This is a genomic window from Klebsiella sp. B345, assembly GCF_051131735.1.
In the GTDB taxonomy this organism is placed as follows: Bacteria; Pseudomonadota; Gammaproteobacteria; order Enterobacterales; family Enterobacteriaceae; genus Klebsiella.
Window position 1 is genome coordinate 1420542 of the sequence record NZ_CP180443.1, and the last position, 12643, is coordinate 1433184.

Consider the following 12643-nt stretch of genomic DNA (forward strand, 5'->3'; position numbering starts at 1 on the left):
CCGAATCATCGGCCCTTTTTAGTCAATCAGTACTTCACTCAGGCCGCTTTTTCAACGGTCTGAACTTCCGGACGTTTCACCACCGCGTAAGAGAGGCCGGCCACCAGAGTACCGGCAATAATCGCCAGCAGGTAACCCAACACAGGGGTAATCGCGCCAGGGATCAGCAGCACAAACAGACCGCCGTGCGGCGCCATCAGTTTGGCACCAATCGCCATGGAGATAGCACCTGTTACCGCGCCGCCAACGATACAGCATGGCAAGACGCGCATCGGGTCACGAGCAGCGAACGGAATCGCCCCTTCAGAGATAAAGCACAGGCCCAGTACCAGCGCCGCTTTGCCCCCTTCACGTTGGCCCTTATCAAACTTGTTACGGGCAACCAGGGTCGCGATACCCATCGCCAGCGGTGGTACCATACCGGCCGCCATGATGGCCGCCATCGGGGCGTAGGTTTGGGTACTCAACAGGCCGACACCGAAAGCGTAGGCCGCTTTGTTCACCGGGCCACCCATATCGGTACACATCATTGCCCCAAGGATAGCGCCCAGCAGGACGGCGTTCGCCGTACCCATCGTTTGCAGCCAGTGGGTCAGGCCTGCCAGAATACCGGCAACCGGTTTACCAATCAGGTAGATCATCGCCAGGCCGACGATCAGGCTGGAAACCAGCGGAATGATCAGGATCGGTTTCAGCGCTTCCATGCTCGGCGGCAGTTTTAATTTGGTGCTGATCAGTTTCGCGACGTAACCGGCAAGGAAACCGGCGATGATCCCGCCGATAAAACCGGAACCGCCGCTGACCGCTAGCATACCGCCGATCAGACCCGGCGTCAGGCCAGGACGGTCAGCAATCGAGAAGGCAATAAAGCCCGCCAGTACCGGTACCATCAGCGCAAAGGCTGAACCACCGCCGATCTGCATCAGCGCGGCTGCCAGGGTATCTTTGACTTCGAACGCTTTGATACCAAAGGCGAAGGAGAGCGCGATACACAGACCACCGGCAACCACCATCGGCAGCATATAGGATACGCCGGTCAGCAGGTGACGATAGGCGCCGCCCCCCTCTTTCTTCGCGGAGTCAGCCTGGCTGCTCTGGCCCGAAGGCTGATATGGTTTCGCTTCCACAACGGCTTTATCCAGCTCCTGCGCGGTTTTCTTCAGCGCCAGGCCGGTGGTGGTGCGATACATCGGCTTACCGGCAAATTTTGCCAGATCCACTTCAATGTCGGCCGCAACAACCACCAGATCCGCCTGAGCGACTTCTTCTGGGGTTATCGCATTGCCGGCACCCACGGAACCGCGGGTTTCGACTTTTACCCACCAGCCGCGTTTTTTGGCTTCAGTTTCAATGGCTTCAGCCGCCATAAAGGTATGCGCAACGCCGGTCGGGCAAGCGGTAATCGCCACAATGCGTTTTGCGCCACCGGTTGCCGCCGGCAATGCCGCTGCGGCAGGTGCGGTGTACGCGGTTGCGTGGCCTTTCGCTTCGCTGAGGAACAGTTCAGGATGTGCCACGGCGCGATTGATATCGCCAAGATACACCTGCTTACCGTTCAGCGAGCTGTCGGCTGGCAACGCGGTGCCAAGGACGATTACCAGTTCGGCATCGTTCGGATTGTCTGTCAGTTCAAGATGCGCTTTTGGCGCGGCGGTGCTCAGCAGGGTTTTCGCCATATAGGCGCGGGCCTGGCCAAGTCCGGCATCAATAATCAGCAGCGTTTTCATTATGCCTCTCCTGCTGTTAATTAAAGGGTTTTAAGTCGACGCGCGCCATCATTGCGGCCAACTGGGTACGATCGGTAATACCAACATTACTCTGGCTAACCGCCAGTGCCGCCACGGCGGTCGCCAGGCGTAAAGTATGTTCGCTGGATTCACGCATCAGCAGGCCGTAGATCAGGCCACCAACCATGGAATCGCCGGCACCCACGGTGCTGACCACTTCCACTGAAGGCGGTTTCGCGATCCATTCCCCGGAGGCGTTAACCCACAGCGCGCCCTCTTCGCCAAGAGAAATAACCACATGGGCAATCCCCTGCTCGCGCAGCGCATGGGCCGCGTCAATCACGTCTTTCATGTCCGGCAGCTTGCGACCAGCCCAGATTTCCAGCTCACGACGGTTCGGTTTCACCAACCACGGTGCGGCTTTCAGACCGGCGACCAACGCTTCACGGCTGCTATCAAAGATAATACATGGGCACTGGCTGCGCAGGCGCACCATCCAGTCGGTGAAGGCTTCCGGGCTGACGCCGGACGGCAGGCTGCCGCTGACGCACACCATATCGAACTGACCCAGCCAGCTCAGCGAATCATTGACGAAGCGTTCCCAGTCGGCCGGGGTAACTTCAAAACCGGAGAAGTTAAAATCTGTCACTTCGCCATCTTTTTCCGTCAGCTTGACGTTGATACGGGTACGGCCCTGCACCACCTGGAAACGGTTGGCAATGCCCAGCTCACTGAACAGTTGCTGAAAACCATCCTGGTTGTCTTTACCGAGGAAGCCCCCGACGGTGACGTCAATGCCGAGATCTTTCAGCACTTTCGCCACGTTGATGCCTTTACCGGCCGCATGCAAACCGGTGGTACGAACCAGGTTCACTTCGCCGCGTTCAATTTCTGGCGTAAAACCCACCAGGTCATATGCCGGGTTTAAAGTAATTGTTGCTACACGTCTGCTCATTTATGCGCCCTCCCCAAGGCCTGCGGCGATAGCTTCGCCAATCGCATCCAGCGCTTGTTGCGCATCTTCACCCTGCGCGGTAAAGCGCAGACGGTGACCTTTCTTCACACCCAGCGCCACGACTTTCATCAGGCTGCGGCCGTTGGCTGGCTTGCCGGAACCGTCGAGGTTAGTGACGGTAATGTCGCTGGAAAATTGTTTGATGGTGTTCACTAACATGGTGCCAGGACGGGCATGCAGCCCGTGCTCGTTGCGCACCACAAATTCAGCGCTCAGCACGTCGTCGGCAATGGCATCATCGCTGGTCAGCAACGCCAGCAGGGTTGCGCCATCGGATGTCAGCAGACGGTCAGCTTTTTTGTCGATCAGCAGATTGCTCAGGCGGTTCAGCACCGCGGTGGGCTGTTCATCGGCCATCGCCACGGTGATCAGCAGGGAGACCGGCTGCTCATCGCTGGTGAAGGTATTGGCGGCACGGCTCACGGCAACCGCGCTGCGCAGGTTGCCTTCTGCGCTGTCGTTCAGCCAGATGCCCTGTCCAAGGTTCAGCGGCTTATCATTAATCGTGCGGCTGACAAAGGTCGCGTCAACGGCACCGGCTTCTTTCAGACGCGCGGCGTTCAGCGCCTGTAAGGTCATCAGGTCGCTGGCAACGATATCAAGGCTCAGTGTGTCATTATCCAGTTTCAGCACTTCGCTCTGCTTTTCACCCATCAGCAGGGCGCGCAGTTCTTCAGCGGTGGTCGCTGACTTAAGCTGCTCGGCCACAGAATCATCGCTGAGCACGTGCGTCAGCTGACGCAGCAGGCCAAGGTGTTCGTCAGAGCTGGCGGCAATGCCGATCGCCACGTAGGCGGTCTGCCCTTCGCCCCAGGCCACGCCCTGCGGGAATTGATAAACCTGTACACCGGTTTTCAGCACCTGGTCGCGGGTGTCGGTCGTCCCGTGAGGGATAGCAATGCCGTTGCCCAGGAAAGTGGAGGTCTGCTGCTCGCGAGCCAGCATCCCGTTGAGGTAGCCTTCCGCCACGTTACCTGCGCTAACCAGCGCGGCTGCAACCTGACGAATTGCCTCTTCTTTATTACCGGCCTGCTGGCCGGGATGAATATCCTGCACAGATAACTGGAACATGGTTCTCCTCTCCTGCTGAGTTGAATCGTTTCAGCTGCTTTGAGAAAAAAAGCGCCATCTTCCTGACAGAGATATTCCCGATGACGCTGAAACGTTTCAATGAGTCTGTACCTTTCTTACCCACCGCGCAAGTTCTGTTAGCATCCTGATAACAGAATTTAGAGCTACTGCACATTTTTGCTGAAGCCATGGTGTGGAATTCAGCCTGGCGTCAGCATTTTGCTGAAGTTTCTAATTTGAAACTGCTTTTTATTTTTTGATACCATACTACTGTTCATTTTCTGACGCGCGGCGTAAACTCCGCTGCACTCACCCACACAGATAGCCGCACATGCAAAACAGTAGCACCGCCCTCCCTCGTCGTGGGTTCGATTTAACCTCTTCTGCCTTCCTGATTGTTGCGTTCCTGACAGGCATTGCCGGCGCCTTACAAACGCCGACCCTGAGCCTGTTTCTGACCAATGAGGTACATGTCCGCCCGGCGATGGTTGGCTTCTTTTTTACCGGCAGCGCGGTCATCGGGATCATGGTCAGCCAGTTTCTCGCCGGACGCTCGGATCGCCAGGGCGATCGTAAGCAGCTCATCGTCGTCTGCTGCCTGCTCGGGATCCTCGCCTGCCTGCTGTTCGCCTGGAACCGTAACTACTTTGTTCTGCTGTTCGTCGGCGTGTTCCTCAGCAGCTTCGGCTCCACCGCCAACCCACAAATGTTCGCCCTTGCCCGTGAGCATGCCGATAAAACCGGTCGTGAAGCGGTCATGTTCAGCTCGATTCTGCGCGCCCAGGTCTCCCTCGCATGGGTTATCGGCCCGCCGCTGGCCTACGCATTGGCGATGGGTTTTGGCTTCACCGTGATGTATCTCTGCGCCGCCATCGCTTTTGTGGTCTGCGGGGCGATGGTCTGGTGGTTTCTGCCCAGCATGCGCAAAGAGAAACAGGCGGTTGTCGGTCATCTGGAAGCGCCGCGCACTCATCGTCGCGATGCGCTGCTGCTGTTCAGCGTCTGCACATTAATGTGGGGCATTAACAGCCTGTACATTATTAATATGCCGCTTTACATCATTAATGAGCTGCATCTCTCTGAGAAGCTGGCCGGGTTGATGATGGGGACCGCTGCCGGGCTGGAGATCCCGACCATGCTGATCGCCGGCTATTACGCGAGGCGCTTTGGTAAACGTTTTCTGATGCGCCTTGCGGCGGTGGCGGGAGTACTGTTTTACGTTGGCATGCTGCTGGTGCATACCCCTGCTTTACTGCTGGCAATGCAGGTGCTGAACGCGATCTTCATCGGTATTCTTGCCGGTATTGGCATGCTCTATTTCCAGGACCTGATGCCGGGCCAGGCCGGTGCGGCCACTACGCTGTATACCAATACCACTCGCGTTGGCTGGATTATCGCCGGCTCACTGGCCGGTGTAGTGGCGGAAATCTGGAGCTATCACGCGGTGTTCTGGATAGCCCTTGGCATGGGCGTGGCTTCACTAGCCTGCCTGTGGCGGATTAAAGACGTTTAAGGCGCGGTGCTCGCTTCGCGTTTTAAGACCGCCTCGCGGCTGGTCGGGCACATTGCGCCCGCTGCAGGCTGACGCACACTGATGGCCTTAATAACGCGGTAAAGATGCTGTACAGGCTGTCGGACGACCGCTGAACCCAACGGGTGTTTGCTGGCTTGCCGAATATACCATGATACAGCCCTTAACATTGTAAACCGATATAATCCCGGACTTGATACCGCTGCTAATAAAAGAAAATATCTAAATGATCGGCGGCAATTCAAATATCAAACCGAAATATGATGTGCATGATTCATCAACGCTTCCATAAACACGCGCAGCACGGCGGGTTGTGTGGTCGTGCGCTTGGTTATTGAAGAAAAAGGCCATTTCGAACCAAATTGCTCCGGCACAATCTGGTGCATTTGGCCAGAATCCACCCATTGGCGAGCATAATGCATTGGCAAGAAACCGATATAAGCACCGGTCAGAATTAAAATAGCCTGAGCCTCAACATTATCCACCGTTGCCGCCGCACTGCCTGATTTAAGTAATTGCAAATCGCGCTGTTGCAAGAAACTCCGCGCCACTATTTGACTATCACGGATCGTTTCAATAAGCGCTTCACCACTGGGTAAGTTATTGAACAGGGGATGATAACAACTGCAATACAGGCCATCTGGCTCATCATATATATAATTATATGACAACCCGGCAACCTCAAACGGGAAATGGCCTATCGCGACATGTAGGCGCCCATCCAGCACACGGGCTTCAAGCTCCGCGGGGGTGCCGATGTAAATATCCAGCTGCACGTCGTGGCCATGCGAGACGAACCCACGCAACGCCCGTGACAGCACGCTGCCACTGTCGGTAACCGTATTATCAATAATGCCCAGATAAAGCCTGCCTGAAATATGCTGCTTAAGCGCAGAGGTATCCATACAGAACGTGTCCACTGCCTGCAACAAGCGTTGTGCTGCCTCGTAAGTGGCCGCGCCATGTTCGGTAAGACGAAAGCCGCTACGCCCTCTTTCACACAATTTGACGCCAAGCCGCGTTTCAAGACTGGTCATCTGTTCGCTGATGGTGGATTGACTGACATTTAATGCGGCCTGCGCGGCTGAAAAACCGTTGCAGTTCACAATTGTCATGAAAATTCTCAGCAACTTAAGATCAATATTTTGCAGTTGATTCACGCTTTGCTCCCTTAACAAATTGCTTCGGAATTACCGATATGAACATCTGATATTTTCTATTTTTATCCCTCGAATTGTTGTCCATAGTCAATGCCATGGCAAATAAACCTGTGCCAGGTCGCGTCAGAATATCCACAGAGAATGGGGGAAAAAATGGGAAACAATAACTATGAGACAGGGCGATTAAATTTGCCATTTGTCGGGCATTGTACTTTTGCCAAATCGCCGGTTTGCCTTAATTGGGAAGAAATAGATGCTGATGTCGCTATTCTCGGCGCACCCAATGATATGGGCACCCAATGGCGTTCTGGTGCCCGTTTTGGACCACGCAGTATTCGTGAGGCGTCCACGTTATTTTCATTCGGCCATGCCGGTGCTTATGACCATGAAGATGATGTGCTCTACCTGACTGAAGACCAGGTGCGCATGGTTGATGTGGGTGATGCGGATATCGTCCATACCGATATGGTGAGCAGTAACGCCAATATTGAACTGGCAGTGCGTAAAATTCTTGCCTCCGGTGCCATGCCGATTGTTTTGGGTGGCGACCATTCAATACACGCCCCGGTCATCAAAGCCTACGAAGGTCTGGGTCCGGTTCACATCGTCCATTTCGATGCCCACCTTGATTTTGTCGATGAACGCCACGGTGTGCGCTATGGCCATGGCAGCCCGTTACGCCGCGCCTCAGAAATGGACCATATCGTCGGCATGACCCAGTTGGGCATTCGTAATGTCTCTTCATCTAACCGCAGCGACTATGACTCCGCACGTGCAGCGGGATCCAACATCCTGTCAGTTCGTGATGTGCGCCGTTTAGGCACTGAGGGGGTACTCGCACAAATCCCAGTGGGCTGTAACTACTACCTGACCATTGATATTGACGGTTTCGACCCGTCTATCGCACCGGGCACAGGCACACCAAGTCATGGCGGCTTCCAGTATTACGAGGTGCTGGAAATCATTCAGGCACTCGCTAAACGCAGTGGCGGCAACGTTATCGGTATGGATTTGGTGGAAGTCGCCCCGGCTTATGACCCAACGGGCGTGACCTCGATTCTTGCTGCCCAGTTACTGATGAACAGCATTGGTTTCATTTTCCATGAGCGCAAACAAGCCCGGTATCGCTAACTACATTCGGTGTGGTGTTGCCACCACCTTTCCCCTCCCCCAAACCCGGGGGGCAAAATTCGGGTATAAAAAAAGAGGACCTGCAAATGGACGCAACAGTACAACAGTATCTCGACCAATACGGTATCTCCGAGACAACCCGGCGCTTTTTGACTAAACCGCAGAAAATGTTCATTGGCGGCCAGTGGGTAACGGGAAGCAGCGGTGAAGTGAGTGCGGTCATCGAGCCGTCCACCCAAGGCGTGCTCACCACGATTCCACTTGCAACCACCGCCGATCTTGACCGTGCGGTAGCCGCCGCCCGCCATCAGTTTGACCACGGTGAGTGGCGTGGCCTGAAGCCTCTTGAACGTGAGCGCCTGATGCACCGTCTGGCTGATCTGATTGAAGCCAACGCCGATGAACTGGCTGAAATTGAGTCCATCGATATGGGTAAATCAGTAGCCCAGGCGCGTGCTGTTGATATCCAGGGCACTATTGATACCTTCCGCTATTTTGCCGGCTGGGCCTCTAAACTGCATGGCCGCACCGTCGAGCCATCGCTGCCAGGCAATTATCTGGCCTATACCCGCAAAGAGCCGCTTGGCGTAGTGGCTGCCATTGTGCCGTGGAATTTCCCGCTCCAGACCATGGCATGGAAACTGGCGGCAGCATTGGCGGTCGGTTGTACCGCGGTAATTAAACCTGCGGAGCTTACTTCGCTCTCAACATTGCGCTTTGCAGAATTGGTCCAGGAAGCGGGTATCCCGGACGGCGTAGTAAATATCATCACCGGGTACGGCAGCGTGATTGGTGCGGCGATGACCAGCCACCCAGGTATTGATAAAGTCACCTTCACCGGTTCAACTCCTGTTGGCCGGGCCGTCGGGCAGACTGCGGTTGAAAATATCAAGCGTGTCACCCTTGAGCTGGGCGGTAAATCTCCGGTTCTGGTATTAGAAGATGCCGATATCCCGGCGGCTGCCCAGGCTGTTGCCAACGGCGTGTTTTTTAACTCCGGTCAGGTGTGCGATGCCGGTACGCGTGCCTATATTCACCGCAGTATTTATGACAAGTTTCTGGCAGTGCTTGCCGACTATACCGCGACGCTAAAAATGGCGCCGGGTTTGGACGAAGAGTGCTTCATCAGCCCGCTGGTATCCGCCAGACAAAAAGACACCGTGCTGTCTTACATTGAAGCGGGCATTAACGAAGGCGCGACGCTGTACTACGGTGGCCGCCCGCAGCCAGGAAACGGCTTCTTTGTTGAGCCAACCATCTTTGCCCACTGCCGCAATGAAATGCGCATTGTCCAGGAAGAGATCTTCGGCCCGGTACTGGTAACCGCCCCGTTCGATACCATCGAGGAAGCCATTACCCTTGCCAACGATTCGCCCTATGGGCTGGCCGCCGCCATTTATTCCAACGATCTTGCCGGCGTACACACCCTGATTCCAAAGCTCAAAGCCGGTTCAGTGTATGTGAACGCGCACAGTACCATCGACCCGGCCCTTCCGTTTGGTGGTTACAAAGAGTCTGGTTTTGGTAAGGACCTCGGGCCTGAACAACTCGACTATCTGATGGAAACCAAAACCGTATGGATAACGCTACCGTCGTAATGCCATACACCCGCCCGGGCTTTCAGCATGATGCTGCTCGCCTGGGGGGCAGTGGCGAAATAAACGCGGACAGGCCAGTGGCTGGCTTGATGAATTTTATTGCTTCACCCTTATTGCTCATGGGGTACATCATGCAAACGCAATCAACAGCCGTGAAAGGGAGCTACAGCGAGCAAAGCACTATCGAAGGACGCTCAATAGATTTTGTGCCAGAACATGAACGCACCGATAAGCTCTCAAGCCAGGGGCCTTTCTGGTTTGTCGGCAACTTTACCTTCTTTACCATGACCATCGGCTTTGTCGGGCCGAGTGTCGGGCTTGATTCGATTTGGACCACCATCGGCGGAACGCTGGGCATCATGTTCGGCACTTTGTTCATGGCCTTCCATGGTTCACAAGGACCACACCTCGGGCTGCCGCAGATGATTCAGTCACGCGCCCAGTTTGGTTACCGGGGGGTAGTGCTGGTATTAATTGCCACGCTGTTCGTGTTTGCAGGCTTTAATATCGTCAACCTGGTGCTGATGATGCAGGGGCTAAAAACCCTCTTCAGTTGGGACCCGATACAGGTCGCTCTCGCGGTCACTGTGCCTGCCACCATTCTGGCTATTCTCGGTCACGACTGGATGCACAAAACCTTTAAATGGTCACTGTATTTGTCGCTGCCGTTGTACGGTCTGGTTACCCTTGCGGTGCTGATGGGCTGGGTGCATGACGCGCCAGCGATAGAAGGTGCCGTTCAGGGCTCGCGGTTAGGCTTTAACTGGACCGGTTTTATTGCCCAGTTTGCGGCAGCAGCCAGTTATAACATCGCCTATGCGCCGTATGTTTCTGATTATTCACGCTACCTACCGAAAAACACCTCTAGCGGCAAGCTTATCGCAGCGGTGTTTTTAGGGGCATCGCTGTCGGGTGCATGGATGATTTCGGTCGGCGGCTGGTTGGCGGCCCATCTGCAGGCCACCAATGTGCTGGTCGCCCTTAACGCGGTGGGTGCGGGCTTTGCGCCGCATCTGGGTACGGTTGTGGTCGCCATCACCATCCTGGCCTTCCTGCCCGTTATCGCGATGAACATCTACAGCGCCAAACTCACCACCATCACCAGCGTTGACTCCTTTAAGAAGATAGAACCGACGGCTAAAGCACGCGTGGTGGCGATTATCTTCGTGGTGTTTTTGCAACTGGGCGTGGCCATGAGCATCTACAACTCGGGCTCCGGTTTGTCGGTACTCAACATCTATCTGGTGGTGATGCTTTACTTTCTGGTGCCGTGGACGGCGGTCAACCTCACCGACTATTTCTTCGTGCGCCGTGGCCGCTATGCCATTCCACATTTCTTCTTGCCGCACGACAACATTTATGGCCGTTGGGGGGTGCGCGGTTTGCTGTCTTACCTGGTCGGTTTTGCGGCGATGATCCCCTTCTTTTGCATCTTTGATGGTAGCCGGGAAGTGTTCATCGGCCCGATGGCCAGGGCCATGGGCAGCGTAGATTTGGCGTGGCTTGTCGGGCTTATTGTCTCAAGCATCACCTACTACATAGCCTGCCGCTCACTCAATTTGCATCATGAAGAGACGGTAATTGCACATATCGAAACCACTATGCCTGAGTACACCACCGGGACGAAAAAAAGTGCCTGAGGCGGTTGTCCAGAACCAAAATGGAGCAAAATATTATGTCTACCAAACGATATGATTACATCATCGTCGGTGCCGGGTCCGCAGGCTGTGTACTGGCAAATCGTCTGACAGAAGACCCAGGCGTCAAGGTATTGGTGATTGAATTCGGTGGGAGTGATAAGAGCATCATCATTCAGATGCCGAGCGCGTTCTCGCTACCGATGAACACCAAAAAATTTAACTGGCACTATGAAACCGAACCCGAGCCGTATCTGGATGGCCGCCGCCTGCACTGTCCTCGTGGCAAAGTGCTGGGTGGGTCGTCGTCAATAAACGGCCTGGTTTATATTCGTGGTCATGCCTATGACTTCGATGAATGGGAGTCGCTAGGGGCAAAAAACTGGGGTTACCGCAACTGTTTGCCGTATTTCCGTAAAGCGGAGAGCTTCAAATTTGGTGGTGATGAGTACCGAGGCTCAGAAGGTCCGCTTAGCACCAACAACGGCAACAATATGCAAAACCCACTGTATGGTGCCTGGGTAGAAGCAGGCACACAGGCAGGTTACATAAAAACCGAAGATACCAACGGCTACATGCAAGAAGGCTTTGGCGCCATGCATATGACGGTCAAAAATGGCGTGCGCTGGTCGACGGCAAACGCCTATTTGCGCCCGGCAATGGCGCGTCCAAACCTGAGCGTCATCACCAATGCAATGAGCCGTAAACTGGTGCTCGAAGGCAAGCGTGTAGTGGGTGTTGAATATGAGCAAAACGGGGTCGTCCACATCGTGCACTGCACCCGTGAGGTGATAGTCTCCTCAGGTCCTATCGGTTCCCCTCACCTGCTTCAACGTTCCGGTATCGGCCCGGCCAACGTGCTGCGTAACGCTGGCATTGAGGTGAAACACGACTTACCCGGCGTGGGGGAAAACTTGCAAGATCACGCCGAAATTTACATCCAATTCGAATGTAAAGAGCCGGTGTCGCTCAACAGCAAAATGGGGCTGTTCTCTAAGGCAATGATTGGCCTGCGCTGGTTATTGTTCAAAGACGGTTTAGGGGCCAGCAACCATTTTGAAGCCGGCGGGTTTATCCGCTCAGCTAAAGGCTTACGCTGGCCTGATATCCAGTTCCACTTCCTGCCTGCGGCAATGCGCTATGACGGCGATAAACCGTTAAAAGGACACGGTTTTATGGTGCTGACTGGCCCCAATAAACCCAAAAGCCGTGGCTATGTGCGTGTACGTTCTGCCAACCCTTATCAGCACCCGGAAATCCGTTTTAACTATCTGGAGCGCGAAGAAGACCGTGAAGGCTTCCGCCGGTGTGTGCGCCTGACGCGTGAAGTCATTGGCCAGCAAGCAATGGACAGCTTCCGTGGTGTGGAACTGGCCCCAGGCCCGAATGTGAAAACAGACGCAGAGATCGATGCTTTTGTGCGGGCCAATATGGAAAGTACCATGCACCCGTGTGGTTCTTGCAAGATGGGTGAAGACAGCCTCGCGGTGGTCGATTCCGAACTGCGTGTTCATGGCCTGCAAGGGGTTCGGGTAGTGGATTCATCGGTGTTCCCGACCGAACCTAACGGCAACCTGAACGCACCGACGATTATGCTGGCAGAACGCGCAGCGGATTTGATTCGTGGCCGTGAAATGCTAGCACCCTCTGATGTGCAAGTAGGTCTTGCCGCCAACTGGGAAATTCAACAACGTACCAGTATCCCTCGTCGCGACGTTGCCGTCTGAGTTTGTTGCAGGCTAGCCGCCGCCAGGGATGGTGGTGGCATTGTCC

Annotated in this window: 9 protein-coding genes; 5 read left to right on the top strand and 4 right to left on the bottom strand. The window is 55.0% G+C overall.

Annotated features, from left to right (window positions below; all coding sequences use genetic code 11):
* Positions 1-38: 38 nt before the first annotated feature.
* Genes fruA through fruB form a run of 3 tightly spaced genes read right to left on the bottom strand, consistent with a single transcriptional unit; the run spans position 39 to position 3813 of the window.
* Complete coding sequence (fruA, locus tag ACMYSO_RS06620; RefSeq protein ID WP_434669861.1) at positions 39-1727, bottom strand: PTS fructose transporter subunit IIBC; 1689 nt, start codon at positions 1725-1727, stop codon at positions 39-41.
* 16 nt (positions 1728-1743) lie between these two features.
* Positions 1744-2682, bottom strand: a complete 939-nt coding sequence (fruK, locus tag ACMYSO_RS06625) for a 1-phosphofructokinase (RefSeq protein ID WP_123755161.1) — start codon at positions 2680-2682, stop codon at positions 1744-1746.
* On the bottom strand, positions 2683-3813 hold the full coding sequence (gene fruB, locus ACMYSO_RS06630) for a fused PTS fructose transporter subunit IIA/HPr protein (RefSeq protein WP_434669862.1): 1131 nt from the start codon (positions 3811-3813) through the stop codon (positions 2683-2685).
* A 331-nt stretch (positions 3814-4144) separates the two neighbouring features.
* Between fruB and setB the strand changes: the two genes are divergently transcribed.
* A complete protein-coding gene (gene setB, locus ACMYSO_RS06635; protein WP_434669863.1) occupies positions 4145-5326 on the top strand; it encodes a sugar efflux transporter SetB in 1182 nt (393 codons plus the stop codon).
* A 266-nt stretch (positions 5327-5592) separates the two neighbouring features.
* Here the strand turns inward: setB and ACMYSO_RS06640 are convergent, their stop codons facing one another.
* Positions 5593-6504, bottom strand: coding sequence for a LysR family transcriptional regulator (locus ACMYSO_RS06640; protein WP_434669864.1), 912 nt, complete (start codon positions 6502-6504; stop codon positions 5593-5595).
* A 153-nt stretch (positions 6505-6657) separates the two neighbouring features.
* Between ACMYSO_RS06640 and speB the strand changes: the two genes are divergently transcribed.
* The 4 genes from speB to betA all read left to right on the top strand — a co-directional run bounded on the left by speB (position 6658) and on the right by betA (position 12597).
* Positions 6658-7635, top strand: coding sequence for an agmatinase (speB, locus tag ACMYSO_RS06645; RefSeq protein ID WP_434669865.1), 978 nt, complete (start codon positions 6658-6660; stop codon positions 7633-7635).
* 86 nt (positions 7636-7721) lie between these two features.
* On the top strand, positions 7722-9233 hold the full coding sequence (locus ACMYSO_RS06650; RefSeq protein ID WP_434669866.1) for an aldehyde dehydrogenase family protein: 1512 nt from the start codon (positions 7722-7724) through the stop codon (positions 9231-9233).
* 131 nt (positions 9234-9364) lie between these two features.
* Positions 9365-10873, top strand: coding sequence for a purine-cytosine permease family protein (locus ACMYSO_RS06655; RefSeq protein WP_434669868.1), 1509 nt, complete (start codon positions 9365-9367; stop codon positions 10871-10873).
* 35 nt (positions 10874-10908) lie between these two features.
* A complete protein-coding gene (betA, locus tag ACMYSO_RS06660; RefSeq protein WP_434669869.1) occupies positions 10909-12597 on the top strand; it encodes a choline dehydrogenase in 1689 nt (562 codons plus the stop codon).
* Positions 12598-12643: the final 46 nt, after the last annotated feature.

Bases quoted from the DNA above. Each gene is read 5' to 3' on its own strand.
- ACMYSO_RS06650 (WP_434669866.1), top strand. From the start codon at position 7,722: ATGGACGCAACAGTACAACAGTATCTCGACCAATACGGTATCTCCGAG.
- fruB (WP_434669862.1), bottom strand. From the start codon at position 3,813: ATGTTCCAGTTATCTGTGCAGGATATTCATCCCGGCCAGCAGGCCGGT.
- setB (WP_434669863.1), top strand. From the start codon at position 4,145: ATGCAAAACAGTAGCACCGCCCTCCCTCGTCGTGGGTTCGATTTAACC.
- ACMYSO_RS06655 (WP_434669868.1), top strand. From the start codon at position 9,365: ATGCAAACGCAATCAACAGCCGTGAAAGGGAGCTACAGCGAGCAAAGC.
- betA (WP_434669869.1), top strand. From the start codon at position 10,909: ATGTCTACCAAACGATATGATTACATCATCGTCGGTGCCGGGTCCGCA.
- fruA (WP_434669861.1), bottom strand. From the start codon at position 1,727: ATGAAAACGCTGCTGATTATTGATGCCGGACTTGGCCAGGCCCGCGCC.
- fruK (WP_123755161.1), bottom strand. From the start codon at position 2,682: ATGAGCAGACGTGTAGCAACAATTACTTTAAACCCGGCATATGACCTG.
- speB (WP_434669865.1), top strand. From the start codon at position 6,658: ATGGGAAACAATAACTATGAGACAGGGCGATTAAATTTGCCATTTGTC.